Here is a 26,870-nt window from a genome sequence, read left to right as displayed (position 1 = left end):
GGCAGGCTGCTGCTGCTTGCTGTATCCCGGAATGCGACGCCTGCCTGTTTCGATCTCGAGCGTGACGGCTATGTCGAGCGACGTTACAGTCGATGCAAAATGGTTGCATAGCATCTTTTTGCTACTTATGTCTGTTTCCAGAGGGTGCAGTGGCCAACCGATCCTATTTGCAAAGTCGCAAAACTCGGCTGCAATAGGATGATATAGCCTCGCTGGCGCCCAGGGGACACTGACCATGCTGGACTTTGACGCGCTATATTCAACCCCGCAGATCGAAGCCGTCGAACGGTTCATAAACACGCATTATGCGCTCGCAGGGCCAGTGTCTTGTCGACTGCTTCAACGCGGCTTGAACGATATTTATCTTGCCGTTGGGAGAAACAGCGGGCGTTACGTGTTTCGACTGTCGCACCGCCGTGCGCGTGGCCCAGCGGACGTCAAAACCGAAACGGCATTTCTGACGCATCTTTCACAATCGGGTGTTCCGGTCGCTGAGCCCATCGCAACGCGCAATGGCGACTTCTTCGTGGACGGACGTGCGCCGGAGGGCGCGCGGTCGGGAGTACTCTTCCGGGCGATCGATGGCCGTGAGCCACATGCGGAGGATCCTGGCGATGCACGGGCCAACGGGAAGACCCTTGCCCTGCTGCACAATGCTGCCGAGACGTTTTCTTCCAGCGGATCGCTGTATCGGCTTGACCTCGAACACCTGCTGCACCGGCCTCTTGCGCGAATACGCGACAGCGGAATTGTGGAGGATGCGGAGGTCATCAGCGATCTTGAGCATATCGCTGCGCGGACGGGAAAGGCAATTGAAGCGTTCGGCCATCTGACGTGGACCTATTGTCACGGAGATTGCCATGGTTTCAATTCACGCATCAACGAGATTGGTGAAGCCGTATTTTTCGACTTTGACGACGGCGGCCCGGGATATCTTTCCTATGATCTGGCAGTGTTCCTGTGGGCGAAAATATCCTTCGGCAGGAAACTGACCGATATGTGGGATGCCTTCATCGATGGCTATCGGGCAGTCCGGCCAATAGCGCCATACGACATCGAAGCAGCTCTTCGGTTGTGATCGTCCGCCACTTTTGGCTCATGGGCGAGTACGCAAGCCGAACACAAGAGTGGGGAAGCAATGCCGTTGGATGGATCGCGCGGGAGGCGCATTTTCTCAGAACGTGGGAGACCGAGCGGTTTGTCGATCGTCTATTCTAATGCATATCGCCCGCAGTGCGGGCGATATGCATCATCCGTCAACTGCGCGACGAAAACAGCGAGGCGAGCGTCGAAGCCGGTTTGCCGTTCAGCCGCGGCACGACCACCAACTGCTTGATGTCGCCGCGCCTGTAGGCTGCGAGGAAACGCTTGTAGTCCTTGAACGAAACGCAGCCGTTGGAATCGCCGTTCTTGCCGAGCATATAGGTATGGGCGAGCAGGCCGACGCGGTCGTAGATGGCGTCCGAGCCCTCGAGCGGCGTTAGCCGGATTGCCGCGACGCCATGGAAAAGGCTCTCGCGCATGGTGAGGGCGTAGGTGTGTGGCGGCGTCGGTCCGCGCATCTTCTGGTTCACATAGCGTGGGTTGTCGCGCATCTTGCCGAGACCGGAGTGAGCTTCCAGCCTCTCGCCGTTCGGCAGATAGACGGTGCTGTTCTCGATATCGTAGATCGCTACACCGGCACGCAGCTTCGGCGAGAAGACCGGCTTGTCGTAGCGCGGCACGGCATCGTCCTGGTCGTCCTCGATCGGCGAGTTCGGCTGGGCGTAGGCAAGTGCGGGCTCGGCAGAGCGCTGCGAACCCCTGGCGGTGGGCGCCGGTTTGCCGACGAGGCCATCGGGACGCGCCATCGGCAGCGGCACGGAACCTTCATCCGGCGCCAGCACGAGATCGAAGGGCTGCTGCTCTTCGGCCTCCGCGACTTCTACGGGCGCAGGTTTTTCCTGCGGTAGTGACGCCGTCTTGAGGGCGGGTGCTGCCGGCTCGACTCGGGCCGGCTCGACTCTGGCCGGCTCGACTGGGGCCGGCGCAATCTGCTGCGGTCCGGCATCGGCAAGTGCGAGCAGGGCAGGGAGTTCGACGGCCGCGACGGTCTCCTTGGAAGGAATGATGATGCGGTCGTTGCTCTCTGCTTCCGTCTCCGCCTGGGCAAGCTCGACCGGCGGCGCGACGCTATCGTCCTTGGCGAATTTCGCGGTGTCGGAAGGTGTTGCGGCCGCAACGGCGACCGGCGGTTCGGCAGGCGTGGCGAGACGAGTGTTCTTTGCAAGCGCCAGCGATGCCGTTGCGGCGGCATTGGTCTTTTGCGCATGCGATTGGATGAGGTGCGCCGTCAGGGCGACGACCGGCTTGGCATCGAAGGCCGCCAGCCGGTCGGCCTTGCCGACATGGATCAGCCGTTCGTGCTGTGTCGCCGGCTTCAGCTTCGGCATCGATGCGACTTGCGTGAAGCTCTCGGACGGAGAAGCCGGAGCGCCGACGGAATGCATCGTCGCGAAGGTCGCGATCAACCATGTGGAGGTGAGAAATCCGGCGCCGACGACACCGTAAAGGAAACCGCGAGATCTGCGCAAACGAAAGGCAGATCCGCCAAGAGGGGTGACGTTATTGAACGTCCCAACCGCAAACGCCATACTACACTCGTCTTTCAAACTCGCTACGCAGGCCGGCGGCACTGACTGACTAAACTTCGCCGGGGCCGGTAAAGGCGCAAGTGGGCCGAATTTAGACCACTGGCGACTTCCGACTGTTTCGCAAGGATGACGAATTATGGTTTCTAATTTGTTTACGCCGCGTCGCTCTTTCTCGCGGCGTCTCAAAAAGAGATGCGCAGAACCTTCTCAGGCGCGTTCCATCACGTAGCTTCCCGGCGCTTCCTCGATCGCGTTCAGCGCATCACCGCCGGGTTTGCGTGCTGGTACACGCCTGTCGTCATGCGTCTCGATCCAGGCCTGCCAGTGCGGCCACCAGGATCCCGGCGTCTCGGTCGCCTTCTCGATCCAGGTCTCGTAGTCGCCCTTGGTGGGGCCGCCGGTCCAGTATTGATACTTCTTCTTGTCGGGCGGGTTGACGACGCCGGCAATATGTCCCGAGCCGGTGACAACGAATTCCACCTTGCCGCCGAAGAACCGGCTGCCGACGAAGACGGACTTGGCAGGCGCGATGTGATCCTCGCGCGTGGCAAGATTATAGATCGGGATCTTTACGTCCTTCAGCGACACGGGCTTGCCGTCGAGGATCATCTCGTTTTTCGTCAGCGCATTCTTCAGATAGCAATTGCGCAGGTAGAAGGCATGGTTTGCCGCTGCCATGCGGGTCGAATCGGCGTTCCAGAACAGGAGGTCGAAGGGCAGGGGCTCCTGGCCCTTGAGGTAGCTGTTGACGAAATAAGGCCAGATCAGCTCGGAGGCGCGCAGCATGTTGAAAGCCATCGACATCTTCGAACCGTCGAGATAGCCGGCCGCCTGCATATGCTCTTCGAGCGCGGCAAGCTGCTCCTCGTCGACGAAGACCTTGAGGTCGCCGGCATGGGTGAAGTCGACCTGGGTGGTGAACAGCGTCGCGGTCTTGATGCGCTTGTTCTTCTCCCTGGCGTGCAGCGCCAGTGTCGCGGCCAGCAGCGTGCCGCCGACGCAATAGCCGACGGCGTTGACTTCCTTCTCGCCGGTCGCCTTCTCGATCGTCTCGAGCGCGAAATCGATGCCCTCGTGGGCATAGGCCGCCCAGTCCTTCTCGGCGTGGCGCGCATCCGGGTTGACCCAGGAAATGACGAAGACGGTCTGCCCCTGGTCGACACACCATTTGATGAAGGATTTCTGTGGGTTGAGGTCGAGAATATAGAATTTGTTGATCCAGGGCGGGCAGATCAGCAGCGGCCGTTTCAGCACCGTTTCGGTCGATGCCTCATATTGGATGATCTGGCAGATATCGTTCTGGGCGATCACCTTGCCCGGCGTCAGCGCCATGTCGCGGCCGACGGCGAATTTCGTCATGTCGGTCTGGCGCAGGCGAAGATCGCCGTTTCCGGCCGCGATATCCTCGGCCAGCATCTTCATTCCGCGCACCAGATTTTCGCCGCTGGTTGCGATCGTTTCGCGGTATAGTTGCGGATTGGTGGCGACGAAATTGCTTGGCGAAAGCGCGGCCGTGATCTGCTTCACGTAAAAGCCGGCCTTGTGCTTGGTGTGCTCGTCGAGGCCATCGGTCTCCGACACCAGCTTTTCCACCCAGTCCGATGTGACGAAATAGACCTGGCGGAGAAAATCGAAGAACGGATTCTTCTGCCAGTCTTCGTCCGAAAAGCGTTTATCCTTGCGGGTGTCCGGCTCGGGCGGCTCGCCTTGCGCGCGCTGCATCGAGCGCATCCAAATGCCGAAAAACGACGACATCAGCTGCGTCTGCGCCTCGAAAGTGCGGCGCGGATCGGCAATCCAGTATTCGCTGACCTTGGAAAGCGTCTTGACCATATCGGTCATCGGATCGACGGCGGTTTGGGTGATCTCGCCGCGTTCGCGCGGCGCAAGCCAGGCCGAGGCTGCCTGCCCGAGATTTTCGAGCGCTCGGGCGAAATTCATCGCCATGGCCTCGGGATCCTTCAACACATAGGGATCGAGATCGGTCGCGTCGAAACCGGCCTTGCCGCCATTCTTCTGGCCGCCATTTTCCTGCTTGCTGTCGGTCACCATTTCCTCCCGGCGGCAGCACTGTTTTTATCCATTCGTTGTACATCGTGATCGAACGAGAAAACAAGTTCCACGCGCGCCGGCTCATGCTATTGCTTTGTGGCTGCGACAAATTTAACAGTCGACGCAATCAGAACTGGATTTTGAGGCATGACGAAGAACGGCATTCGGCGCATCGCAACCTTCAACCGCACCGCATTGATCTGCGCCGCGGCGGCGATGGCCCTTGCCGGATGCAATCTGACGGCGGAAGAGAAAGCCGCGGCCGCTGCCAAGCGCGCGGCGCCGACCGCCGTCGTCATGCCGGCCACCAAGGGCGATGCGGTCGAAGGCGGTCTGGCAAAGTCGCCGGACGGCTATCCGAATTTCGGCGCGCCGCTGACGGCCGCCAATGTCCAGATGAGCGACGAGCAGGCGGCCGACCTGCAGCATCAGCTGACCGCACTTGTCGCCCGGCGTAAGGCCGGCACGCTCTCGGAGGCCGAATATCAGGCCAAGGTCGCCGAAATGCGCCGCCTCGCCGCCGAACACGGCACCGATACGCTCTCCGAAATCTCCAAATAAACCTTGCCTTTCAGGCAATTTGGACGCAAAGCCTTCGGCAGGGATCGGAAGTTACGATTTTCCCGATAATGCGCGTTGCGCGGCCTTTCCGTCAAAGATTTGCCGCGTGACTTAGGTCTGATGAATACGGCGTTGCGATTCTGAAGTTCGTGTCGCAGCCGCCGGGAGACGGAACGAACTTCGACTGCGGCCCGAAATGCCGCCTTTCCATGGGGAATGAAATGGAAGAGTTTCACAAAGTCCGGCGTTTGCCGCCTTATGTTTTCGAACAGGTCAACCGTTTGAAAGCAAGCGCGCGAGCGGGCGGCGCCGATATCATCGATCTCGGCATGGGAAACCCCGACCTTCCCACTCCCCAGGCGATTGTCGACAAGCTGTGTGAGGTCGTGCAGGATCCGCGCACCCACCGTTATTCCTCCTCCAAGGGCATTCCGGGGCTGCGTCGCGCCCAGGCCGCCTATTATGCCCGCCGTTTCGGCGTCAAGCTCAACCCGGATACGCAGGTGGTCGCCACCCTCGGCTCCAAGGAAGGCTTCGCCAATATGGCGCAGGCGATCACCGCACCTGGCGATGTGATCCTCTGCCCGAACCCCACCTATCCGATCCACGCCTTCGGTTTCCTGATGGCCGGCGGCGTCATCCGCTCGATGTCGGTGGAGCCGGACGAGACCTTCTTCCCGCCGCTTGAGCGCGCGGTCCGCCATTCGATCCCGAAGCCCTTGGCGCTGATCCTCAACTATCCCTCGAACCCGACGGCCTTTGTCGCGACGCTCGATTTCTACAAGGACGTCATTGCCTTCGCCAAGAAGCACGACATCATCGTGCTGTCCGACCTTGCCTATTCGGAGATCTATTTCGACGACGCGCCGCCGCCGTCGGTTCTCGAAGTGCCGGGCGCCATGGATGTGACGGTCGAGTTCACCTCGATGTCGAAGACCTTCTCCATGCCCGGCTGGCGCATGGGCTTTGCTGTCGGCAACGAGCGGCTGATCGCGGCGCTCACCCGCGTCAAGTCCTACCTCGATTATGGCGCCTTCACGCCGATCCAGGTTGCGGCGACGCATGCGCTGAACGGCGACGGCTCCGACATTGCGGAAGTCCGCAACGTCTATAAACGCCGCCGCGACGTCATGGTCGAAAGCTTTGGCAAGGCCGGTTTCGACGTGCCGCCGCCGGCCGCCACCATGTTTGCCTGGGCGAAGATCCCGGAAAAGTTCCGCCATCTCGGTTCGCTGGAATTTTCCAAGCTGCTGGTCGAGAAGGCCGATGTCGCCGTTGCCCCGGGCATCGGCTTCGGCGAGATGGGCGACGACTATGTCCGTCTGGCGCTTGTCGAAAACGAACACCGCATCCGCCAGGCTGCGCGCAACATCAAGAAGTTCATGTCGACGGCAGACGAAACGATGCATAACGTCATTTCGCTGAACGCGCACCGTTAATCCAACCCTTGGGCAGCCGCTTTGAGCGGCTGCCGCCACACACTCATTCAGGATCGATCCATGGCAGATGCCCTCAAAATCGGCATTGCGGGCTTGGGCACCGTTGGCGCCTCGCTTGTCCGCATCATTCAGCAGAAGAGCAACGAGCTTGCCGTCACCTGCGGGCGTCCGATCACGATCACCGCGGTCTCCGCGCGTGACAGGATGCGGGATCGCGGCGTCGATCTTTCCGCGGTCACTTGGTTCGACCGGCCGGAAGAGCTTGCCGAAAAGGGCGATATCGACGTCTTCGTCGAGCTGATGGGCGGCGCCGAAGGGGCGGCCAACGTTTCGGTGCGCGCCGCACTCCAGCGCGGTCTCCATGTGGTGACGGCCAACAAGGCGCTGCTTGCCTATCACGGCGTCGAGCTTGCGACGATCGCCGAGGAGAAGGGCGCGCTGCTGAATTTCGAGGCGGCGGTCGCCGGCGGCATCCCCGTCATCAAGGCGCTGCGCGAATCGCTGACCGGCAATGCCGTCTCCCGCATCTACGGCATCATGAACGGCACCTGCAATTACATCCTGACCAAGATGGAGAAGGAGGGGCTTTCCTTCGCCGAATGCCTCAAGGAAGCGCAGCGGCTGGGTTATGCCGAAGCCGATCCGGCCTTCGATATCGAGGGCAACGACACGGCCCATAAGCTCGCCATCCTGACGACGCTCGCCTTCGGCAATAAGATCGCCGCCGACGACATCTATCTCGAAGGCATCACCAACATCTCGATCGAGGATATCCACGCCGCCGCCGAGCTCGGTTATCGCATCAAGCTGCTGGGCGTTGCCCAGCGCACCGATACCGGCATCGAGCAGCGCGTCCATCCCACGATGGTACCGGTCGATTCGGTCATTGCCCAGGTCGACGGCGTCACCAATGCGGTGGCGATCGAATCCGACGTGCTCGGCGAACTGCTGATGGTCGGCCCCGGCGCCGGCGGCAACGCCACGGCCTCGTCCGTGCTCGGCGACATCGCCGATATCGCCAAGAGCCAGCCGGGCGCCCAGCGCGTGCCGGTGCTCGGCCATCCCGCAACGGCGCTGGAGCCCTACCGCAAGGCGCAGATGCAGAGCCATGAGGGTGGTTATTTCATTCGCCTGACCGTGCTCGACCGCACCGGCGTCTTTGCCAGCGTCGCCACCCGCATGGCCGAAAACAACATCTCGCTGGAATCGATCGTCCAGCGCTCCAAACAGCATCTGGCGCCATCGCACCACCAGACGATCATTCTTGTCACGCACGCAACGATGGAAGAGTCTGTCCGCAAGGCGGTCGCCTCGATCAAATCGGAAGGTTATCTCTTCGGCGAGCCGCAGGTGATTCGCATCGAGCGGCCGAAAGAAGAAGTTTAAGTCTTTCCCCTACCGGGACGATGAACCGCCCTGTCTCTGGCAGGGCGGTTTTTTTGTTGATCGGCCAGGCTCCCCGTACGGAAGTCTATATTAACAAATACCGAAATATTGATATAAATAAAACCATAGATGGTGAGTCGCCGGCGTGGAGAATTTCATGAGCAAGGACAGCCATGCCGGGAAGGGGTATGGCCGCCCGAGCGACGAGCCGCCCAACCCTCCTGATATGCTTGAGCAAATCCTCAAGCCCGTGCGCGGCGACATCAGTCATGAGGTTCATGACGAGGCTGACGGCGATGAAGACAACCCGGAGGGCCGCAACTGGGCCATTCTCCTGACGCTGTTTTCGTTTCTGCTGGTGCAGTTCGCAGGCATTGCCATGCTGATCTGGGCAGTATTCTGGTAAAAATCCGTGTCTGCAAATCCCCCGCTATGTTATCTCCGCTGCTCCTGTAGAAACAGCAGATGAAGTCAGCGGAGTGTGGCATGGCAGATCCCGTCGATCCGGTACAGCGCGCCTTTCTCGGCGTGGAGAAATCCGCGCTCGACAATCGTTGGGTGGCGCGGCTCGACCAGGCCGGGCAGAACCGGGCGCTCGCCATGTCGCAGATCCACGGCCTGCCGGATCTGATCGCCCGCGTCTTGGCCGGGCGTGGCGTGCCGGTGGACGATGCGATCGAATTTCTCGACCCCACAATCCGCAGCTTGATGCCCGATCCCCATAGCCTCACCGATTGCGAAAAGGCGGCGACCCGTCTGGTGCGGGCGATCGAGCGCGGCGAGAGCGTCGCGATCTTCGGCGACTACGATGTCGACGGCGCGGCCTCCTCGGCGCTGATGTTCCGCTTCCTCAGCCATTTCGGCGTCAAGGCGACCATCTATATTCCCGACCGCGTCTTCGAAGGTTACGGCCCCAATCCGGCGGCGATCAACCAGTTGATCGACAACGGCGCCCAACTGATCGTTACCGTCGATTGCGGCTCCACCAGTCACGAAGCGCTGGCGGCGGCTGCCGCGCGCGATATCGATGTCGTCGTCATCGATCACCACCAGGTGACACACGAGCTACCGCGCTGTCATGCGCTTGTTAATCCGAACCGAGAGGACGATCTCTCGGGGCAGGGGCATCTTTGCGCCGCCGGCGTCGTCTTTATGGTGCTGGTCGCGACGCTGCGCCTGCTGCGCGCCGCCGGCAACAAGCGCATCCTGGCGATCGACCTCTTGCAATGGCTTGACATCGTCGCATTGGCGACGGTTTGCGATGTCGTGCCTTTGAAGGGCCTCAACCGCGCCTATGTGGTGAAGGGACTGGTCGCTGCCCGCCACCAGAGCAATGCCGGGCTTGCCGCACTCTTCCGCAAAGCCGGGCTTTCAGGCCCGGTCACACCCTATCATTTCGGCTTCCTGATCGGCCCGCGCATCAATGCCGGCGGGCGGATCGGCGACGCGGCCCTCGGAAGCCGGCTGCTGACGCTCGACGATGCCGGCGAGGCTGAGGCGATCGCCCAGCGCCTCGACGAGCTCAACCGCGAACGCCAGGCGATGGAGGCGGCCATGCTGCAGGAGGCGGAAGCCGAGGCGCTGGCCGAATATGGCGACGGCGAGGGCGCCTCCGTCATCGTCACCGCCCATGAAAAATGGCACCCCGGCATCGTCGGGCTGATTGCGGCGCGGCTCAAGGAGAAGTTCAAACGCCCGGCCTTCGCGATCGCCTTCGATGCCTCCGGCCGCGGCACCGGCTCGGGCCGTTCGATCAACGGCTTCGACATGGGCAGGATGGTGCGGGCCGCGGTCGACGAGGGGCTGCTCGTCAAGGGCGGCGGCCACGCCATGGCCGCGGGGCTGACGGTCGAGCGCGCTGATCTCGGCAGGTTGAGGACCTTCTTCACGGAGAAATCGGCAAGGACGGTGGCGAGCCTCGTCGCCAACGAGACCTTGAAGATCGATGGGGCTATCGGCGCCAGCGGCGCCACGCTCGAACTCATCGACCGCCTGGAGGCGGCCGGCCCCTATGGCTCCGGCCATTCGCAACCGCTCTTTGCCGTGCCGGCCCATCGTGTGCGCGATGCGCGCCTCGTCGGCGAAAAACATGTGAAGGTGACACTGGAGGCAATGGATGGATCGCGGCTCGACGGCATTGCCTTCCGCGCCGCCGATACGGCGCTCGGCAACCTGCTGCTCAACTCGCGCGGCGCCAGCCTCCATGTCGCGGGTTCGCTCGGCGCCGAGCATTACCAGGGTGCGCGCCGCATCCAGCTGCGCGTCTGCGACGCAGCGCCGGCAAAATAGCACTGTCGCGCAAGCGCTTGAAGGACATGGAATTGAGAGAGGAGAAGTGGCACGCCCTAGGGGAGTCGAACCCCTCTTCCCAGAATGAAAATCTGGTGTCCTAACCGATAGACGAAGGGCGCTTCCTTCGTGGTGGCGCCCTTATAGTCAGCACCTTCGAAAGCCGCAAGCGCCAAGACGCGAAATAATCATCGTTTTCGCCGATTTTTTTCGGCTGTGGAAAATCGCGCCGCTGCGGGAAAGGGAAGTCGGAGAAGGATCGGCATAACAACTTCAGGACTGACCGAAGAGACAATCGGCGGCCACCACTGCAAGATCGTTACCTTGGCGAACGACGGCGCAGAAGGTGTCGGGCCGCGCGGAGCGTCGCTTGGGAGCAGACCGAAAACTTTCCTCCACACGACCCAACTCTGCGATGGGGTGGATCGCAAGGTGGAAAGGCTTGCGCGATCCGAAGGACTACCTCTCTCCCGCGATCCAATGGACTAACCCTTGCTGTCCCCTTCCGTTCCCGTACGCTGCCGGAAAAAAAGCCCCGCCTAGGCGGGGCAAGTCTTGATAAAGACGGATCGCACAGGAGGAACACCCGTGCTTTCCTACTGATACAACGAGATGTGACCGGTATGGTTCCGCCAGCACTCGCACGAAGTTGAGGGCGGCTTCCTGGCCATCTCGCGGTAGATTTGCAAAACAACTCATGCCTTTCCCTCCTGAATGGTGTGACAAACGAGGGAAAAGATGTAATGATTTCAGCGGAGCTTTTCTCTAAGTGTCTGATTTTGGGATGTTTTGGTACGCCCTAGGGGAGTCGAACCCCTCTTTACAGAATGAGAATCTGTCGTCCTAACCGATAGACGAAGGGCGCAGGCCAACTTCGTTAAAATAGGAAAGCGCGGTGACATCTGCAAGCAGATCACGAAATGCTTTGACAATTGAGAGAGAAGAAGTGGCACGCCCTAGGGGAGTCGAACCCCTCTTCCCAGAATGAAAATCTGGTGTCCTAACCGATAGACGAAGGGCGCTTCCTTCGTGGTGGCGCCCTTATAGTCAGCACCTTCGAAAGCCGCAAGCGGCAAATTCGATTTTTTGCAAAAAAATGACAGATATTTCGGCTGGTGTATTTAGGAGGATTAGGTTAGCCGAATCAACGGTTTGTGGGAATTGCCGCAAACCACCGGGGCGGAACTGACGTAGCGTTATGCCGATCCGCGCTTGCAGGATCAGATCGCTCTTGCGGTCGTTATCGGCGCGCGTTTGCCGCCGCAACCCCAGTTCCAGTCGCGGCTTTTGCCGGTATCGAGGTGGACCGAATCCGTGTGGCAATAGGTGCCGACGCCGCCGCGGTTCGGCAGCGAGCGGATATAGGCGGCGATATCCCATTTCGTGACACCGTCGATTTGGATGTCGGCTGCCTCGCAGCTCTTGTGCATCGATTCGTCAGCGCCGCCGACCAGGCGGTTATGCTCTTCGTCGCGGTAGCCTGACGTGACGATAACAGGCCGACCGAAATGGTTTTCGACGGTCTTGATCACGTTCAGCAGGTCCGGCTTGAAGCAGCCGACCTCGACCTTGTCGTTCTGAAGATGCAGCCCGTTCGGCGCGATACGCGTCATGCCGGGCAGGGATGCCTTCTGGAGCAGGCCGGAAAGGCTGCCGAGCAGGTTCTGCTTCGGGGCGCTGTAGAGCGCATTCACAGTCGAAGTCGGAATGCTGCCGGTCGCGAGCGACGCCGTCTGAACCGGAGGAAGCTGTGTGCTCCCATTCTGAGAGGATTGCTGCGGCAGCACCGGTTCCGCCGGTTGTGCCGATGTGGGCTGCTGGCTGTAGACGCTGCTTCTTGCGGGCACTGCACCTTCCACCGGCGCATAGGCCTGCGGCTGGATGACGGTGGATGTGCTGTTGTTCTGCGGCCCCGGCTGGTGATCGGAAAAGATGCTCATCGCCTGCGCATTGATCCGGGTCGACTGCATGACGAGCCCGCCGATATTGGCAGGCGCCGATGCCGCCGGATCGGCGGGCGGGACAGCGGCGTTCGGATCCGCCGCCGCGGCCTGAGGTGCGGCTTGAGCGCCGGAGACATTGACGAGCCGGGGATCGGTATAGACCGAACGTGGGGCCTGAGGGCTTGGGGCTTGAGAGCTTGCAGGCGCTGCCGCGGCAAGCTGGGGTGCGGCGGCCTGCGCCGCCGGAACCACGGCTGCGGAATCAAGCGCCTTCTTGTCCGAGACGCAGCCGGACAGCGCCAGCACCGAAGTGGCGATCAGCAAAGCGCCCGTCACGGGCATCCGCATCTGCATGTTGGGCAAGCGACAGTCTCCGGTGGATGCGGAATAGGGGCGAAAAACGCCATCCTCCGCTTCGAGTCACCGGGAGATTGCCTGCGGGGCCGGATCGCGGCAAGCGCCAAGGCGCCGGCCGGACCCGAAATCGAAAAAGCCGCAAGCCTCGCAAAAGCCTTGCGGAAAAAATCCTTACCAGGCGCCGGTATTGCCCATCGAGGCCCAGGGTTCGGCGGCCGGAAGCGGGCTGCCCTTCTGCAGGATTTCGATCGAGATGCCGTCGGGCGAGCGCACGAAGGCCATGTTGCCGTCGCGCGGCGGCCGGTTGATGGTGATGCCGTTGTCCATCAGATTCTGGCAGGTTGCGTAAATATCGTCGACCTCATAGGCGAGGTGGCCGAAATTGCGTCCTCCGCTATAATCTTCCGTGTCCCAGTTATAGGTCAGCTCGAGGCAGGGCGCCTTTTCGCTGCGCGCACGGTCGAGATCGTCGCGGGCGGCCAGGAAAACCAGGGTGAATCGGCCCTTCTCGTTTTCGTGGCGGCGGATCTCCTCCAGCCCGAACAGGGTGGTGTAAAAGGCGAGCGAGGCATCCAGGTCTTTGACGCGAACCATTGTATGGAGATAACGCATTCTATTTACTCCTTTATTGGGGCTAGCTTTTTTCGGCGATGCGAGGTCAGCTTCGGGCAAGTCATCTTTATAAAATGTGCAGCTGGGAATAACCGAAAACTAGGACTTGCGCTTATCCGTTACCAAGATGTTAATCTTGATTTCAAGAATCAGTTAACCGTAACAGTGTGACGCGTATTCGAGGGGCTGGCGAAATGGCTGATAGGATTTCATCGAACGAATACTCCGATCTTGACGAGCTATCGGCAGAGGCGGTCGATCTTGTGGAAATCACCGGCGTCGTCAAGTGGTTCGACGTCGCCAAGGGTTTCGGCTTCATCGTGCCAGACAATGGTATGCAGGATGTTCTCCTGCATGTAACCTGCCTGCGCCGCGACGGTTACCAGACGATCCTGGAGGGAACGCGCATTGTTGCCCTCATCCAGCGCCGCGAACGCGGCTACCAGGCTTTCAAGATCCTCTCGATGGACCAGTCGACGGCGGTTCATCCCTCGCAGATGCCGCCGGTGCGCACCCATGTGCAGGTCACCGCGACGAGCGGGCTCGAGCGGGCGCTCGTCAAGTGGTTCAACCGCACCAAGGGCTTCGGTTTCCTGACGCGCGGTGAGGGCACCGAAGACATCTTCGTGCACATGGAAACGCTCCGCCGCTTCGGCCTGACGGAACTGCGCCCCGGCCAGGTGGTGCTCGTCCGCTTCGGCGACGGCGAGAAGGGCCTGATGGCCGCGGAAATCCACCCCGACGTTCCGAGCCCGGCCAGCCGGTCGCACTGATATGCGCGGCCCAATCCTGTTTCATGCGATCAGAAGCGCCGTCCTGGCGCTTTTTTTCATGGTCGCCCTTCCGGCTCTGGCCGAAGAGCAGATGCGGTTCGACCAGGAGCCGCTGCTCATCCAGACCGCTGCGGGCAAGGTGCTGCATTTCACCGTCGAGATCGCCTCGACCCCCGATCAGCGCGCCCACGGGCTGATGTTTCGCAGAGTGATGGCCGATGATGCCGGCATGATCTTCGATTTCGACGAGCCGCGGCGCGTCACCATGTGGATGGAAAACACCATCCTGCCGCTCGACATGCTGTTTGCCGACGACACCGGCACGATCCGCCACATCAAGGAAAACGCAAAGCCCTATTCGCGCGACATCATCGATTCGATGAGCCCGGTGAAATACGTCGTCGAACTCAATGCCGGCATCGTCGCCAAACTCGGAATCAAGCCGGGCGACAGGATCGTCAGCGCCACGACGACCAAGAAGGCGAAGTGACAGCGCGCACGCCAGGACAATGCGGGCCGTGATGCTGCTTTCAAGGATTCAAGAATATCAGGATATTGAATGGTCGGAGTGGAGAGATTCGAACTCCCGACCCTCTGGTCCCAAACCAGATGCGCTACCAGACTGCGCTACACTCCGTGCCGTGGGCGGGGAGATACACGGTTCACTTCGCCGTCGCAACCCATAAAACCAGCTCAGGCGGAAGATTCCCGCCTGATATTGGATGCATGGAGAAAAATCGTGATCGGCCGCCCGTCTGCCTCTGCAGGACGACTGGACTTCAGGAAAAGGCTGCCTCAGCCGTGTTCGAGCAGGCCGATATATTGGGCGTAGCTGATGGCAACGTAGAAGAATGCCGTAATGACAGCGCCTATCACAATGGCATTGAACTCCGCCGAACGTCTCATCATGAGTGCAAATCCACTGAAATTAGATGAGCCGTAAACTAGTGCCGAGGGCTGGCCGCGGCAATCTGGTTGTTATCACAACATGAGACAAGCGGTAATAATCGCGCAACCGCCCGTCCGGCTATATCCATGTTTCGGCGGCATCACCTCTTAATCTGGATGCGATCGACAGCGCGTCGCGCGCCGCCTTTTTTCTTGAAAAGCCCGGGATTCGCGGATAAGCAAAATTCATCTCTTCGTGCTATCTCAGCGACGAAGCAAAGCCCCGGCAACGGGGATCGAGACCATGAAAGGCGGGCGCTGCCCGCATAGTCGGAGACGCCGCAGTCATGTCTGCCAAGATCTATCGTCCAGCCAAGACCGCCATGCAGTCCGGCAAGGCCAAGACCCATCTCTGGGTGCTCGAATTCGATCAGGAGTCGCCGCGCAAGATCGATCCGATGATGGGCTACACCTCTTCCGGTGATACGCGCCAGCAGGTGAAGCTCACCTTCGAAACGCAGGAACTGGCCGAAGCCTATGCCCAGCGCAATGGCATCGAATACCGCGTCATCGCGCCGAAGGATCCGGCCCGTCAGGTTGTCGCCTATCCGGATAATTTCCGCTATACCCGCACGCAGCCCTGGACGCATTGAGATTTCTCGTTCAGAACTGCCGCATCCGGTCGCGCTCCCTGAACGCGACCGCCGGACGGCCCCTTAGCTCAGCTGGATAGAGCACCTGCCTTCTAAGCAGGTTGTCGCAGGTTCGATTCCTGCAGGGGTCGCCATTTTTCAAGTGTCCATCCATGCTGCATGCCGTTCGCCAACGAGGCGGGAGCGGCTTCCGCGAGAACGACGCTGCTGGCCGTGAACCGACCATCCGACAGGAACGCCCATTAACTCTTCGGGCGAGATGACCATCGAGAACTGAATAGGTGTCGCGAAAGATGGGTGTACGCATCGTGCTCATAGGCTTCCCGGGCGTTGGAAAGTTGACCGTCGCGAAAGAGTTGAGCGCGATGGTTTCGGCAAAGATTGTCGACAACCACTGGATCAACAACCCGATCCTGCGCCTGCTGGACGAGGATGGAACGGCGTCGCTTCCAAAGGGAATATGGGAGTTCACAGGTCGAATTCGGCAAACCGTCCTTGATGCAATCACCGCTTACGCACCGTCCGCCAATTTCATTTTCACCCATGCCGGTCTCGAAGGTGACGAGCGGAGCCTTCGTACCTTTCAGCAGATCGTCAGTGCTGCCGAAGCCTGCGACGCCGTTCTGGTGCCGGTGCGGTTGCTGTGTGATGAAGAGGAACTGGCTCGCAGGGTTTCGAGCCCCGGGCGGCGCGAAAGGTTGAAATCCACGGACGTGGCAGCCTCGAGAGATCGCAGCCGGAGGGCAGGGGTTTTCGATCCACGCCACCCAAACACATTGGTCCTCGACGTCACTTCCGTGCCACCGGAAAAAACGGCCACAGCGATCCGGGATCATATTCTGAAGGTTCTTGGCGACCTGTCAGCCTGAAATTCGTCGGAGTTGACTCTATTCCCGCTACGATCGTCGATACGCCTGACGGCGGGAGGTGAGGCGTTCTGACAAGCTATCGGCTTACGCAAAGCCGGCCCGAAAGGCCGGCTGACGCCCGTCGAAAAATCGCAGCGCGCGGATGGGGTTCCCTCATCCGCGCGCCGAAGTAGCCGATTTTTGCGGCCCGCGTGTTGTGGCGATCGGACGACCGCCACAACGGGGACAGTTACAGGAGAAAATCGCCTGCCCCCAGGTGGACGTGGCCCTGCAGCTGAATCTCGAAGTCATGCACGCCGTCGCCGTTCGTGTCGGCCTGGATAACGGTATGATCGTCCTCATAGTGCCAGGCGAGCGCGCCAGCCTTGTGGTCGAACAAGGCATTCTCCTGTGCCTGGAAATGGAAGGTTCCATCGCCCGCCGCAGAGCCATTCGCATCGATCGCCGACAAGTCGATCTTATCGACGCCGTGCTGGAAGTCGGTGATGACGTCGCGGTTCGAGCCGGACCCGGTTTCCGTCGGTGCCTTCAAGATAAACGTATCCTCGCCGATGCCGCCGGTCATAATGTCCTTCCCGGCACCACCAATGAGGAAATCGTTGCCGGCACCGCCATCCAGCTTGTCCGCGCCAGCCCCGCCCGTGAGAACGTTGCCGCCGTTATTGCCGCCGGTCAGTACGTCGTTGTAGCTTGAGCCGGTCAAGTTTTCGATGCCGGCGATCTTGTCACCGGCCGCCTGGCCGCCCGATGCTGCCCCGGTCGCCAAGTTGACGTTGACCGCGTCGGAGCCTGCATAGGTGGCAGTGTCGTTGCCGGTGCCGCCGTCGAGCACGTCCGCGCCAGCGCCGCCCTTCAACACGTCATTACCACCGAGACCCTTGAAGGTTTCATTGCCACCGTTGGACTGACCGGTGTGCGGCATGATGTCGTTGCCGCTGGTGCCGATGAATTCCTTTGTCGGCGTGGTTGGCGTTGTCGGTTGCGTGGGCGTGGTTGGGGTTGTCGGTGTGGTCGGGGTTGTCGGGGTGGTCGGTGTGGTTGGGGTTGTCGGCGTTGTCGGGGTCGAGCTGGAGCCCGATTCGTAGGCACCCATATCGACAGTTCCAACGACGCGAGCGTGGTCGTCCAGATCGACCGAGCCGAGGCCGTACTTGGCGGTTCCGCCGTCGATCGCTGCCGAGCCCGAGGCGAGGTGGAAGTCGCCGCTCGCTGCCCCCACGAAATGCGGGTCGATGCCCAGCTTGTTGCCGTTCGCCGTGCTCGGCATAGCGTTGCCGCCGTCGGTCCTGACCGAGGCCTGGCCGGCCGTGCCGTTGTAGGTGTTGTTGTTGGCCCAGACGACGTTGGCGTTGGTATAGCCGCCGTACGACGTGTTATCGACCGCAGTGTTGTTCTTGTTCACCGACGGGTCCGCGACGGCGATGTTGTTGGCCCAGGTGTTGTTGCTCGACTGCGCGTTGCTGAGTTCGCCGCGCCAGGTGCCGTCGTTCAGCGGGTCCTGATTGTTGTGGTATGCGGTGTTGTTCGTCACCGTGATGGAGTCGCTCCAGGCAACTTGGATGCCTTTGCCGCCGTTCTCGTAGACGAGGTTGTTGTCGACCAGGGTCTTGAACGTGTAGTTCGGATGACCGCTCGTTTGCGTGCTCTGGAAATCGTCGATGATGATGCCGTTGCCATCGGTGTGCGCACCCGTCTTGGTGACGTTGTCGTGCGAGATGTTGTTTTGGACGATATTCCGGTAGCCGGTCGTCGAGGTATCGCCTGTGATGTTCCGGTTCTCGTAGAGCGAGATGCCCGAGTACCAGCCCGTCGACGCGTTGTTGTAGGTCTCGTTGCCTATGACCTTGACGAAGTCCGAATAGTTGAACTGAATGCCCGACTCGCCGCTGTCGTGGACCTTGTTATTGAGAACTGAAACGTGATGGACGTTGTTCGCTTCGATGCCGTCACCGTTGCCGCCCTTGATGTCGAAACCGTCGATGGTCACGTAGTTGGCGTTGACGCTGATCCCGGTGTACGAGCCCGCGGGCGGGCGGATCAATGCTGCGCCGGGCACTTCCGAGCGTAGCGTGATGTCGGCTGCCGCCGAGCCGTCCTTGTCGATGTTGATGCTCTCGTTGTAGGTCCCCGGCTTCACCACGACCTCGTCACCGGGCTTAAGGTTCGACGCCATTGCCTCGCTGATCGTGCGAAAAGGAGACGAGGCACTGCCGTTGCCACCGCTGCTGCCGGTCGTCGCTACGTAGTAAGTCGTCATAATCTTGTTCCTCAACTTTAGCGTTGTTCTTTACCAATCACTAATTTTAGTTAATCAGCCGTTACCGCGGCGGGTTATAGGACGAGCTTCCGGAAGGCGCAACAGCAACGCGACAGTAAGTGCTTGAGAATCATAGCCATATTGCTGCCACATTATCCAAATGTGTCCGAAGTTACTTTTTGAAATATTTGGTGAATTTCGAGTCGCCCAAATTAGGACAATATATATGTCTCGTACGCCGCGAAATATTCTTTCTACAACTATAGCGATACGCGCTCGTTGAAAACATTAGAAAAATTTAGTGAGCGTAACGGGATTTCTTCCGTCAAAGGCGGAATCGACATTTTTTTCTGAATTTGGCAATTTTGGGCAGTTTTTCCCCACGAATTGGCACTGTCGGAATGGAAAAGCGGGAAAGTGAGTCGTTCTGACAAGCTATTGCTGGTGGTTGGACCGGCGGTATTTTGAGGATGCGGTCGATGGCAAAAACGCAGATCGAGGTTCGCAGGCCGTGGCGGCCATACGAGACTATTTTTCTGCTGGGACCGGGCGGCGTCGGAAAATCGACGCTCGGCCGACAGCTCGCAGAAAAGCTCGGTTGGGGGCTCGTCGACCTCGATCTGGAGTTCTGCGAGCGCCTGGAGACAATCGGAACCTACATTGCTTCCCACGGTTATGAGCGTTACCGCGCGGAAAACCTGGCGCTCGCGAAACATCTGGTGATGACCAATCCGGCGCCGCGTATTTTCGTCACGCCATCCGGATTCCTGGCGGCACAAGCGGGTACCTATGACTATGACGAGGCTCGGAGATTGGTGTCCACCGGCTATGGCATCGTCTTGCTGCCGTCTTTGGACATCGAGGTCGCGACCGCGGTGGTTGTCGAACGCCAATTGAAGCGAGGGTTCGGGCTTCAACACGCGACGGAAGATCGAAAGTTCAGGGAGCGCTTTCCCATCTATCTCAAGGAGGGGAACGCCTTGGTGGCCTCCATGGAGCGTCCCGCCGATGTTGCGGACGCTGTCATTCGGTCTGTTGCCGTGTCTCCGCCAACCAGGGCTCAGTCCACGCAGCCTGTCTGCACCTGATATCCTGACGCCGCTGCGGGGATCTCAATGACGACCTCGTGCAGAACGACTGATGCCAGCTTGCAAGTTCCGCCCCTGCAAGCCGACACGCGATCCTCGTTATAGGTTGCCCGCATGTTTGCGCGGTTTATACTGCGGCAACGCACGCTGACGCGATGTCATCAATTCGCCGTCCCGAATATAGCTTCGACGAAGTTATCTTTCTCCGGTAGTTGCTCAACCGGACGTCCGCGCGAAAAGATAAGCATTCGCCACGCGTTGCGGCCCACGACCGCTATCGTGACTTCCACGTGTGTGTCATCGGCTTTTACCGCATTACCGGTCGCTCGAAGGGCTGGAATGCCTTGTACAGATAGGGGTGCCCATTCGGAATTGATGCGAATATCCGAGGCGATCACCCCCTTGATGCCATTCGCGTATGCTAATTTGTCGATGCCGTCGAAGCCAAACTGTTCGTATCCGACGATCGCCTCCGCCAGAAGGCTCTGCGAGGCGAAGTAAAAGACACGGCCGCTGTTCGTCTTCATCTCTTCGCCGTGCCACGTGCGCCCGATCTGGGCTGTCAGTTGCGTGACCGGATTGATCCAAGTCTGTTTGGCGTAGACATCGTTTACAGCATTCTTGCTTTCCACCCGGAGGTAGACGGTGCCCGTGAACAAGGCTGCCACCACCGCTAATCCTGCCACCAGCCGCAAATTGGACGGATCCGCTAAGATATTGGGATTGCCCTCGTCATAGCTGGCAGTGTTGCCTGCCGCTATGAGCCGATATTGCCGGATTTGGGTAAACAGAGCGACGAACGGAATGCCGAGTCCTAATCCGGCTGCCCACACCTTCATTTCTCTCGCCAAAAAGAAGGCAAGACGGCTCTTGCTTGCTGGCACCGGCACTCGGACGCCGACGATGGCCTTTCCAGGAGTGGATCCGGTAGCAATCATGATGAGGGCGAGCAACAGATTAACAAGGGGAAGCAGCAGAACGCCGAGGAGTCCCTCATTCATCTCCGCGAGCTGAATATAGAGATGAGGCGCGTAAACTGCAGTTGATAGTCCAATGGCAAGACTAAGAAGTGGTGTGAAAATCAGAGTGTCAATAAATCTGGCCCAAAAGCGAGGCCAAGGACGCGACTTAGACGGTTGCTGCGTTTCCAGAGATGGCGGCGTTCCTTCCTGCGGCTGACATGGCCCAGACATGGAATGTGTGATCGGAAGGGGAGGTGGGACGACAAACGCGGCGGCTATCGTCGGCATTTCACCGGCTGGCTGCCAATCGTCCATTCCCTGCCGCCATAACAGAGTACTGTGTGAAATCCGACCGGTTTTTATCAGGTCGTGCAGCTTGTCTTCGCTTATTGGACCCTTGCGATCCTGCCCCTCTTCAAAGTGCCAAACAGTCATGATTCCCCCCAATAACAAAGAACAGTTAGCAGGGGAGAAATTGAACGTAAAGTTGTAGCGCTATGCCAATGGGCGAGATTTGTCCGTCCATGGTAAAGAACGGTCTTGCCGGATCGTAAGTTAGGGATGATATGAAAGTTCATGCAGTCTCGACCGTGAGGTGAGGCTTGTGGTCTGCCTGCTGCTCCGGCCACGGCTCGATTCAAGAAACTCGCTGAACCGATACGCCCCGCCAATACGGCAGGGTTTCTGTTTTTTGACTTCGACCGTCTACGGCGGATCGGCGCCGTTCGGCCTGTCTCAGCGATCCAGAAAATGCTCGAAGTAAACTTCGGGGATAGGGTAGGCGTAGACGCCTCTGTCGATGAAGCTGTGCCTGGAGAGGCAACTTCTCAGCGCCGCGTTATAGCGCAGGCTGCGTGAATCCTGCGAGCCGCGTTGCCAAGAGCCTGCCTCCGGTCCGCACCAGCGGAGCGCTTTGTCGTAGCGAGCCAGAAGGACCGGGTCGGTATCGACCCGAACGCCGCTGTAGGATTGATAGTTTGAAGGAGATTCCGCAGCCGAAATACAGCCCAAACCAAGTGTAACGCCGACGACCGCCATCAATCGCATTGGATTTAATTCTCCCCTGATCGATTATCGAAGTAATCAAGCGGAATGTTATTAGTTCCAGTGCCTGTGGGCAAGGGGACTCGTGGTCTCGGGATTGCCGAGCTTCCGTGAATAAGCCACTATCGAGAAGTGCCGGCGGCCGGATAGCCGCCGCAAAGTGGCGGCAGCTATCGGTTGTTGATCAGGCGAGGGATCAATCCATGAGATCGGCCGGGACTTTGCCGCCATTCTCCGAAAGCCGCTTCATCAATGCCTTGTGCAGCCACATATTCATTTTGGCGGAATCGCCGCCGTCGCCGGTATAGCCGAGCTCGGCGGCAAGTTCCTTGCGCTCAGCCATGCTGGCATCCATTCCAACGGCTTTCATCAAGTCGACGATCGAGTGGCGCCAATCGAGTTTCTGGCCGCTCTTTTTTACGGCCGCATCCAGGATGGGAACAATATCCACTGTGGCTGTGGCTGTGGCTGGGGCGGCAGCCGGCTTGCTCTGAGCGGGAGAGGCCGCAGGCGCCGGACTGGGCGATGCCGACGGCGAGGCAGGAGCCTGGGCGGGTTGCGTCTTTGGCGCGCTGGCTGTCACGGGTTCGGCCGCTTTCGCTTCTCCGAAGATTGCATGTTTGATCTTGTCGAAAATGCCCATTCTTGAACCTCCTCCATCAGATGAGAACATGCTGAAACATGGAATTCCCGTCTGATATATCCAGGCGGAAGGGGGCTATTTTTGGCGGTCTCAATTACTGGTGGAATCCGGTTCGAAGCAAGATACAGGCGATCTGCGCGACAACGCTCTCAATGGATCAACCGCCGGCAATCGTATCGAGAACCGGGCTTTGCTTGGCGGGTCTGAAGATTTTGACGTTGTTGGGAGGATATACTCGGGCCAGCGCTCCGGCTGCTGCCGGATATGTTCATTTTTGGCGCAGTCTGGTTGGAAATTCGTATTTCGATAACCGTGAAGGATCATTGTGCGCCACTAAGCCGACTTGCCGTGCCGTATTGCGAAACATTCCTCATGCCTTCACGTTGCTTTGCCGTGGACGCCCTGCAGGTTGCAGGAGATCCAGATGATCGAAGGCACGCGCGTTCCTCGATTTTCGACTGCCGGGCAGAGCGTCCGGCGAATGGAAACGGAGGAAAACATGAACCATAGTCACAAAAGACTATCCCTGACGGTGCTTGCATCCACCTGCGCCCTGCTTGCCATGCCGGCAAGCGATGCACGCGCCATCGATGTCGGCGTATCGGTGAATGCCGGCAACGCCGTTAGCGCCGATGTCGGGGCATCCCTTGGCGGCGGCAGCGGCATCAGCGCCGATGCCAATGCTTCCGTCGGCGGTTCGAGCGGCGTCAACGCCGATGCGAGCGCCAACGCCGGCGGCGGCCGGGTCGTCGATGCAGATGTCAACGCCGGCGTCGGCGGCCGCAATGGTCTGGACGCCAACGCCAATGCCAGGCTCGGTGGCGGGCGCGGCGTCGATGCCGATCTCAACGCACGCATCGGCGGTTCCGATGGGCTTGATACCGACGCCACGGCCTCGGTCAGACGCGGCAGCGGTGTCGATGCCGATCTCGCCATCGGCCGAGCGGACGGGGCAGGCGGCAGCAACAGGTCCGCAGCTAAGGGTGCCTTCAGCGCATCGCAGGCCCGTATCCTGGATGACTTCCGCGCAAGACCCGTGAATGAGCAGCGCAAGATGCTTGTCCGCTGCGCGGATATCGCGGCCTCGGGCGCCTCCGACTCCGGTCTTGCCGGTCTCTGCAGTCTGCTGCAGGCGTCAGCACCCCGCTGAACGTGAAAGACCCGCCGAACCGGAAGGCGCGGCGGGTCCTTTAAGACGCTTTCAGTTCCTCAATGCAGGATCTGGCTGAGGAACAGCTTGGTGCGTTCGTGCTGCGGATTGTCGAAGAATTCGGCCGGCGAATTCTGCTCGACGATCTGGCCCTGGTCCATGAAGATGACGCGGTTGGCGACCTGGCGGGCAAAGCCCATTTCGTGGGTGACGCAGAGCATGGTCATGCCTTCCTCGGCAAGACCCACCATGGTGTCGAGCACTTCCTTGATCATTTCAGGATCGAGCGCCGAGGTCGGCTCATCGAACAGCATGATTTTCGGGTTCATGCACAGCGACCGGGCGATCGCCACGCGCTGCTGCTGGCCGCCGGAAAGCTGGCCCGGATATTTGTTCGCCTGTTCCGGAATCTTGACGCGCTTCAGGAAGTGCATGGCGATTTCTTCCGCCTGCTTCTTCGGCATCTTGCGCACCCAGATCGGCGCCAGCGTGCAGTTTTCGAGGATCGTCAGGTGCGGGAAGAGGTTGAAGTGCTGGAACACCATGCCGACTTCGCGCCTGACCTCGTCGATCTTCTTCAGATCGTTGGTGAGCTCGGTGCCATCGACGATGATCTTGCCCTTCTGATGTTCTTCCAGGCGGTTGATGCAGCGGATCATCGTCGATTTGCCCGAACCCGACGGACCGGCAATGACGATGCGCTCGCCGCGCATGACCTTCAGGTTGATGTCGCGCAGCACGTGGAAATCGCCGTACCACTTGTTCATGTTGATGATCTCAATGGCGACCTCGGTCGCCGACACGGCCATCTTTTTTGTTTGAGCTTCTGCCATTTGGGGGACCCCTTTTTATCGTTTGTAGCCGGTGTCGAGGTGACGTTCAATGAATGCTGAATAGCGCGACATGCCGAAGCAGAAAAGCCAGAAGGCGAAGCCGGCGAAAATCAATCCCGTCAGCGGTGTGACCGCGCTTGCCCAGTTCGGATCGGTGAAGAGGAAACGAACGATGCCGAGCAAGTCGTACATGCTGATGATCGACACCAGTGAGGTATCCTTGAACATGCCGATGCAGGTGTTGACGATACCGGGGATCACCAGCTTGATCGCCTGCGGCAGTATGATCAGCCGCATCTTCTGCCAGTAGCCGAGGCCGAGGGAATCGGCGCCCTCGAATTGCCCCTTCGGGATCGCCTGCAGACCGCCGCGAATGACCTCGGCCATATAGGCGGAGGCGAAGATCGATACGCCGACGATCGCGCGCAGCAGCTTGTCCACCGTCCAGCCTGCGGGCAGGAACAGCGGCAGCATGACGCTCGCCATGAAGAGCACCGTGATCAGCGGCACACCACGGACGACTTCGATGAAGATGACGCAGATCGTGCGGATAACGGGCATGTGCGAACGCCTGCCGAGCGCCAGGACAATGCCGAGCGGGAAGGAGACCGCAATGCCGACGAAGGATAGCACCAGCGTCACCATCAGCCCGCCCCAGCGGGGGGTCTCGACGATTTCGAGGCCAAATCCGCCGTAAAGCAGAACGATGGAAATGATCGGCAGCGCGCCGAAAAGCAGGATGGCATTCAGGCCCTTGCGTGGTGCCGAAGGAATGAGCATCGGCACGAGCAGGAGTACGAAGAGAATGCCGACCAGCGTCGGGCGCCAGCGCTCGTCGGGGGGGTAGCCCCCGTAGATGATCTGGTCGAATTTTGCGTTGATGAAGGCCCAGCAGGCGCCGCTCCAGCCGTCCGGCTGGATGCCGCCCTGAACTGTCGTGGCGCAGAACGTGCGGTCCGGACCGCTCCAGACGGCCTGCACGAAGAGCCAGTCGATCGCGTGGAACAACGCCCAGGCGAGAAAGACCAGCGCCAGGGTGGTAAGCACGATGTCCTTCGGCGTTGCAAGCAGGTTACGGCGAAGCCAGGCGACCGCGCCTTTTTCTCCCAAGGGGGGCGGCTCGGGCGCCAGTATGGCGGTTCTGACGAAACTGTTGCTCATCTTATCTCTCCACCAGCGCCATCTTGGCATTGAACCAGTTCATGAACAGCGAGGTCACGATGCTGAGGCTGAGGTAGATGACCATCCAGATGAGGATCACCTCGACGGACTGACCGGTCTGGTTCAGCGTCGTGCTGCCGACAGCGACGAGATCGGCAAAACCGATGGCGATCGCCAGCGACGAGTTCTTGGTCAGATTGAGATACTGGCTGCTCAGCGGTGGAATGATGATGCGGAAGGCTTGCGGAATGACGACCAGACGGGTGATCGACGAGGGGTGGAGCCCAAGGGCGGCGGCAGCTTCCGTCTGTCCCTTCGGCACGCCGCGAATGCCCGCGCGCACGATCTCGGCGATGAAGGCGGCGGTATAGAAGGAAAGCGCCAGGAAGAGCGACATGAACTCGGGCCCGACGACGGAGCCGCCGGTGAGGTTGAATTTGCCCGCGATTGGATAATCGAAGGAAAGCGGAGCGCCGGCGAGCAGGAAGGCTGCAAGCGGCAGGCCGATCAGCAGGCCGATCGAAGCCCAGATCGTGTGAAACGGCTTACCTGTCGCCGCCTGCCGGCGATGCGCCCATCGGGCCGTCGCAAAGACGGCGATGATGGCGATGACGAAGGCGATGCCGACGAGCCAGAAACCTTCACCGAAAATCGGCTTGGGGAAGGAAAGGCCGCGATTGTTCAGATAGGATCCGAGCGGCAGATGCAGCGACTCGCGCGCATTCGGCAGAACCGCCAGAACGCCCGAATACCAGAAGAAGATCACAAGCAGCGGCGGGATGTTGCGGAAGACTTCGACATAAACCGTGCACAGCTTGGCAATCAGCCAGTTGCGCGACAGGCGGCCAATGCCGACGATGAAGCCGATGATGGTGGCGGTGATGATGCCGGTCACGGCGATCAGGATCGTATTCAGAAAGCCGACCAGCAGCGCGCGGCCGTAGGTCGAATCGCTGGAATAGGCGATCAGCGACTGACCGACCTCGAAGCCGGCGCGGCCGTTCAGAAAACCGAAACCGGATGCGATGTTGGCGCGCGCCAGATTGACGGCCGTGTTGTGCGCCACCCACCATACGAAGGCAACCAGCAATACGATGGTAAGAATTTGGAAGAAAATGCCCCGAATTGTCGGGTCGTAGAGGGCGGACTGGAAGCTCCAGCCGCTCCTGGATACACGTGTTGAATCCACAGCCTGATGCGTCATGCTTGGCCAATTCCCCATTACGCTCCTTTTCGGAGCTTTTTTATTGGAGGGGGAAAGGCGGTTGCCCCCCTTT

22 protein-coding genes, 5 tRNA genes and 1 pseudogene are annotated in these 26,870 nt (G+C 59.9%); 13 read left to right on the top strand and 15 right to left on the bottom strand.

Going from position 1 to position 26,870, the window contains the following annotated elements:
• The first annotated feature begins 235 nt into the window (after positions 1-235).
• Positions 236-1,218: pseudogene (locus CO666_RS22840) on the top strand (phosphotransferase enzyme family protein).
• Positions 1,219-1,256: 38 nt separating this feature from the next.
• On the opposite strand, the gene CO666_RS22835 reads toward CO666_RS22840, so the two are convergent.
• The gene (locus tag CO666_RS22835) at positions 1,257-2,633 is read right to left on the bottom strand and encodes a DUF2778 domain-containing protein (protein WP_097614452.1); all 1,377 of its coding nucleotides are present in this window, start codon (positions 2,631-2,633) and stop codon (positions 1,257-1,259) included.
• A 207-nt stretch (positions 2,634-2,840) separates the two neighbouring features.
• Entirely contained in the window at positions 2,841-4,685 is a 1,845-nt protein-coding gene (phaC, locus tag CO666_RS22830; protein WP_097614451.1) for a class I poly(R)-hydroxyalkanoic acid synthase, read from the bottom strand.
• Between the two features lie 147 nt (positions 4,686-4,832).
• Between phaC and CO666_RS22825 the strand changes: the two genes are divergently transcribed.
• The 5 genes from CO666_RS22825 (at position 4,833) to recJ (ending at position 10,360) form a co-directional block, all read left to right on the top strand.
• Positions 4,833-5,246 carry a hypothetical protein gene (locus CO666_RS22825; RefSeq protein ID WP_097614450.1) on the top strand — a complete coding sequence of 138 codons (414 nt, stop codon included), beginning with the start codon at positions 4,833-4,835 and terminating at the stop codon, positions 5,244-5,246.
• 221 nt (positions 5,247-5,467) lie between these two features.
• Positions 5,468-6,685 (top strand): LL-diaminopimelate aminotransferase, encoded by a 1,218-nt coding sequence (locus CO666_RS22820; RefSeq protein WP_097614449.1) that lies wholly within the window; start codon positions 5,468-5,470, stop codon positions 6,683-6,685.
• 60 nt (positions 6,686-6,745) lie between these two features.
• A complete protein-coding gene (locus CO666_RS22815; protein WP_097614448.1) occupies positions 6,746-8,071 on the top strand; it encodes a homoserine dehydrogenase in 1,326 nt (441 codons plus the stop codon).
• Between the two features lie 157 nt (positions 8,072-8,228).
• Positions 8,229-8,477 carry a hypothetical protein gene (locus tag CO666_RS22810; protein WP_097614447.1) on the top strand — a complete coding sequence of 83 codons (249 nt, stop codon included), beginning with the start codon at positions 8,229-8,231 and terminating at the stop codon, positions 8,475-8,477.
• Positions 8,478-8,557: 80 nt separating this feature from the next.
• Positions 8,558-10,360, top strand: a complete 1,803-nt coding sequence (recJ, locus tag CO666_RS22805) for a single-stranded-DNA-specific exonuclease RecJ (RefSeq protein ID WP_097614446.1) — start codon at positions 8,558-8,560, stop codon at positions 10,358-10,360.
• Positions 10,361-10,407: 47 nt separating this feature from the next.
• Here the strand turns inward: recJ and CO666_RS22800 are convergent.
• The 5 genes from CO666_RS22800 to gloA all read right to left on the bottom strand — a co-directional run bounded on the left by CO666_RS22800 (position 10,408) and on the right by gloA (position 13,272).
• A tRNA-Glu gene (locus CO666_RS22800) sits at positions 10,408-10,482 on the bottom strand.
• 668 nt (positions 10,483-11,150) lie between these two features.
• A tRNA-Glu gene (locus CO666_RS22795) sits at positions 11,151-11,225 on the bottom strand.
• Positions 11,226-11,307: 82 nt separating this feature from the next.
• Positions 11,308-11,382, bottom strand: a tRNA-Glu gene (locus CO666_RS22790).
• Positions 11,383-11,580: 198 nt separating this feature from the next.
• Positions 11,581-12,657, bottom strand: coding sequence for a YcbK family protein (locus CO666_RS22785; RefSeq protein WP_425352432.1), 1,077 nt, complete (start codon positions 12,655-12,657; stop codon positions 11,581-11,583).
• Between the two features lie 174 nt (positions 12,658-12,831).
• Complete coding sequence (gene gloA / locus CO666_RS22780; RefSeq protein WP_003539134.1) at positions 12,832-13,272, bottom strand: lactoylglutathione lyase; 441 nt, start codon at positions 13,270-13,272, stop codon at positions 12,832-12,834.
• Between the two features lie 194 nt (positions 13,273-13,466).
• Between gloA and CO666_RS22775 the strand changes: the two genes are divergently transcribed.
• The gene (locus CO666_RS22775; RefSeq protein WP_010067665.1) at positions 13,467-14,045 is read left to right on the top strand and encodes a cold-shock protein; all 579 of its coding nucleotides are present in this window, start codon (positions 13,467-13,469) and stop codon (positions 14,043-14,045) included.
• Position 14,046: 1 nt separating this feature from the next.
• Entirely contained in the window at positions 14,047-14,535 is a 489-nt protein-coding gene (locus CO666_RS22770; protein WP_097614444.1) for a DUF192 domain-containing protein, read from the top strand.
• 70 nt (positions 14,536-14,605) lie between these two features.
• On the opposite strand, the gene CO666_RS22765 is transcribed toward CO666_RS22770, so the two are convergent.
• Positions 14,606-14,682 (bottom strand) — tRNA-Pro (locus tag CO666_RS22765).
• Between the two features lie 598 nt (positions 14,683-15,280).
• On the opposite strand from CO666_RS22765, the gene CO666_RS22760 reads away from it, so the two are divergent.
• From CO666_RS22760 to CO666_RS22750, 3 genes are all read left to right on the top strand, one after another.
• Entirely contained in the window at positions 15,281-15,586 is a 306-nt protein-coding gene (locus CO666_RS22760; protein ID WP_097614443.1) for an ETC complex I subunit, read from the top strand.
• A 57-nt stretch (positions 15,587-15,643) separates the two neighbouring features.
• Positions 15,644-15,720, top strand: a tRNA-Arg gene (locus CO666_RS22755).
• A 159-nt stretch (positions 15,721-15,879) separates the two neighbouring features.
• On the top strand, positions 15,880-16,455 hold the full coding sequence (locus CO666_RS22750) for a DEAD/DEAH box helicase family protein (protein WP_097614442.1): 576 nt from the start codon (positions 15,880-15,882) through the stop codon (positions 16,453-16,455).
• A 229-nt stretch (positions 16,456-16,684) separates the two neighbouring features.
• Here CO666_RS22750 and CO666_RS22745 read toward each other — a convergent pair whose 3' ends face one another.
• A complete protein-coding gene (locus CO666_RS22745; RefSeq protein ID WP_097614441.1) occupies positions 16,685-18,712 on the bottom strand; it encodes a calcium-binding protein in 2,028 nt (675 codons plus the stop codon).
• 479 nt (positions 18,713-19,191) lie between these two features.
• Here CO666_RS22745 and CO666_RS22740 point away from each other — a divergent pair, with 479 nt between their 5' ends.
• Positions 19,192-19,800: a shikimate kinase gene (locus tag CO666_RS22740; RefSeq protein WP_179869746.1), complete on the top strand. Its 609-nt coding sequence runs from the start codon at positions 19,192-19,194 to the stop codon at positions 19,798-19,800.
• A gap of 161 nt (positions 19,801-19,961) precedes the next feature.
• On the opposite strand, the gene CO666_RS22735 is transcribed toward CO666_RS22740, so the two are convergent.
• The 3 genes from CO666_RS22735 to CO666_RS22725 all read right to left on the bottom strand — a co-directional run bounded on the left by CO666_RS22735 (position 19,962) and on the right by CO666_RS22725 (position 22,449).
• Positions 19,962-21,197 (bottom strand): RDD family protein, encoded by a 1,236-nt coding sequence (locus CO666_RS22735; protein ID WP_097614439.1) that lies wholly within the window; start codon positions 21,195-21,197, stop codon positions 19,962-19,964.
• Positions 21,198-21,497: 300 nt separating this feature from the next.
• Positions 21,498-21,809 (bottom strand): hypothetical protein, encoded by a 312-nt coding sequence (locus tag CO666_RS22730; protein WP_097614438.1) that lies wholly within the window; start codon positions 21,807-21,809, stop codon positions 21,498-21,500.
• Between the two features lie 193 nt (positions 21,810-22,002).
• Positions 22,003-22,449, bottom strand: coding sequence for a DUF3597 domain-containing protein (locus CO666_RS22725; protein ID WP_097614437.1), 447 nt, complete (start codon positions 22,447-22,449; stop codon positions 22,003-22,005).
• Positions 22,450-22,948: 499 nt separating this feature from the next.
• On the opposite strand from CO666_RS22725, the gene CO666_RS22720 reads away from it, so the two are divergent.
• Positions 22,949-23,599, top strand: a complete 651-nt coding sequence (locus CO666_RS22720; protein WP_097614489.1) for a hypothetical protein — start codon at positions 22,949-22,951, stop codon at positions 23,597-23,599.
• Between the two features lie 59 nt (positions 23,600-23,658).
• Here the strand turns inward: CO666_RS22720 and CO666_RS22715 are convergent, their stop codons facing one another.
• Genes CO666_RS22715 through CO666_RS22705 form a run of 3 tightly spaced genes read right to left on the bottom strand, consistent with a single transcriptional unit; the run spans position 23,659 to position 26,797 of the window.
• Positions 23,659-24,432 (bottom strand): amino acid ABC transporter ATP-binding protein, encoded by a 774-nt coding sequence (locus CO666_RS22715; RefSeq protein ID WP_085737131.1) that lies wholly within the window; start codon positions 24,430-24,432, stop codon positions 23,659-23,661.
• Positions 24,433-24,447: 15 nt separating this feature from the next.
• Positions 24,448-25,593, bottom strand: coding sequence for an amino acid ABC transporter permease (locus tag CO666_RS22710; RefSeq protein ID WP_097614436.1), 1,146 nt, complete (start codon positions 25,591-25,593; stop codon positions 24,448-24,450).
• Between the two features lies 1 nt (position 25,594).
• Positions 25,595-26,797: an amino acid ABC transporter permease gene (locus CO666_RS22705; protein WP_097614435.1), complete on the bottom strand. Its 1,203-nt coding sequence runs from the start codon at positions 26,795-26,797 to the stop codon at positions 25,595-25,597.
• Between the last annotated feature and the right edge of the window lie 73 nt (positions 26,798-26,870).

Source organism: Rhizobium chutanense, assembly GCF_002531935.1.
In the GTDB taxonomy this organism is placed as follows: Bacteria; Pseudomonadota; Alphaproteobacteria; order Rhizobiales; family Rhizobiaceae; genus Rhizobium; species Rhizobium chutanense.
Note: the sequence above shows the minus strand (reverse complement) of the source record. Positions and strands in the feature narration are given on the sequence as shown.

What these genes read in the sequence shown, in the direction of transcription:
- CO666_RS22835 (WP_097614452.1), bottom strand. Translation starts at nt 2,633, where the DNA reads ATGGCGTTTGCGGTTGGGACGTTCAATAACGTCACCCCTCTTGGCGGA.
- phaC (WP_097614451.1), bottom strand. Translation starts at nt 4,685, where the DNA reads ATGGTGACCGACAGCAAGCAGGAAAATGGCGGCCAGAAGAATGGCGGC.
- CO666_RS22825 (WP_097614450.1), top strand. Translation starts at nt 4,833, where the DNA reads ATGACGAAGAACGGCATTCGGCGCATCGCAACCTTCAACCGCACCGCA.
- CO666_RS22820 (WP_097614449.1), top strand. Translation starts at nt 5,468, where the DNA reads ATGGAAGAGTTTCACAAAGTCCGGCGTTTGCCGCCTTATGTTTTCGAA.
- CO666_RS22815 (WP_097614448.1), top strand. Translation starts at nt 6,746, where the DNA reads ATGGCAGATGCCCTCAAAATCGGCATTGCGGGCTTGGGCACCGTTGGC.
- CO666_RS22810 (WP_097614447.1), top strand. Translation starts at nt 8,229, where the DNA reads ATGAGCAAGGACAGCCATGCCGGGAAGGGGTATGGCCGCCCGAGCGAC.
- recJ (WP_097614446.1), top strand. Translation starts at nt 8,558, where the DNA reads ATGGCAGATCCCGTCGATCCGGTACAGCGCGCCTTTCTCGGCGTGGAG.
- CO666_RS22785 (WP_425352432.1), bottom strand. Translation starts at nt 12,657, where the DNA reads ATGCAGATGCGGATGCCCGTGACGGGCGCTTTGCTGATCGCCACTTCG.
- gloA (WP_003539134.1), bottom strand. Translation starts at nt 13,272, where the DNA reads ATGCGTTATCTCCATACAATGGTTCGCGTCAAAGACCTGGATGCCTCG.
- CO666_RS22775 (WP_010067665.1), top strand. Translation starts at nt 13,467, where the DNA reads ATGGCTGATAGGATTTCATCGAACGAATACTCCGATCTTGACGAGCTA.
- CO666_RS22770 (WP_097614444.1), top strand. Translation starts at nt 14,047, where the DNA reads ATGCGCGGCCCAATCCTGTTTCATGCGATCAGAAGCGCCGTCCTGGCG.
- CO666_RS22760 (WP_097614443.1), top strand. Translation starts at nt 15,281, where the DNA reads ATGTCTGCCAAGATCTATCGTCCAGCCAAGACCGCCATGCAGTCCGGC.
- CO666_RS22750 (WP_097614442.1), top strand. Translation starts at nt 15,880, where the DNA reads ATGGGTGTACGCATCGTGCTCATAGGCTTCCCGGGCGTTGGAAAGTTG.
- CO666_RS22745 (WP_097614441.1), bottom strand. Translation starts at nt 18,712, where the DNA reads ATGACGACTTACTACGTAGCGACGACCGGCAGCAGCGGTGGCAACGGC.
- CO666_RS22740 (WP_179869746.1), top strand. Translation starts at nt 19,192, where the DNA reads ATGGCAAAAACGCAGATCGAGGTTCGCAGGCCGTGGCGGCCATACGAG.
- CO666_RS22735 (WP_097614439.1), bottom strand. Translation starts at nt 21,197, where the DNA reads ATGACTGTTTGGCACTTTGAAGAGGGGCAGGATCGCAAGGGTCCAATA.
- CO666_RS22730 (WP_097614438.1), bottom strand. Translation starts at nt 21,809, where the DNA reads ATGCGATTGATGGCGGTCGTCGGCGTTACACTTGGTTTGGGCTGTATT.
- CO666_RS22725 (WP_097614437.1), bottom strand. Translation starts at nt 22,449, where the DNA reads ATGGGCATTTTCGACAAGATCAAACATGCAATCTTCGGAGAAGCGAAA.
- CO666_RS22720 (WP_097614489.1), top strand. Translation starts at nt 22,949, where the DNA reads ATGAACCATAGTCACAAAAGACTATCCCTGACGGTGCTTGCATCCACC.
- CO666_RS22715 (WP_085737131.1), bottom strand. Translation starts at nt 24,432, where the DNA reads ATGGCAGAAGCTCAAACAAAAAAGATGGCCGTGTCGGCGACCGAGGTC.
- CO666_RS22710 (WP_097614436.1), bottom strand. Translation starts at nt 25,593, where the DNA reads ATGAGCAACAGTTTCGTCAGAACCGCCATACTGGCGCCCGAGCCGCCC.
- CO666_RS22705 (WP_097614435.1), bottom strand. Translation starts at nt 26,797, where the DNA reads ATGACGCATCAGGCTGTGGATTCAACACGTGTATCCAGGAGCGGCTGG.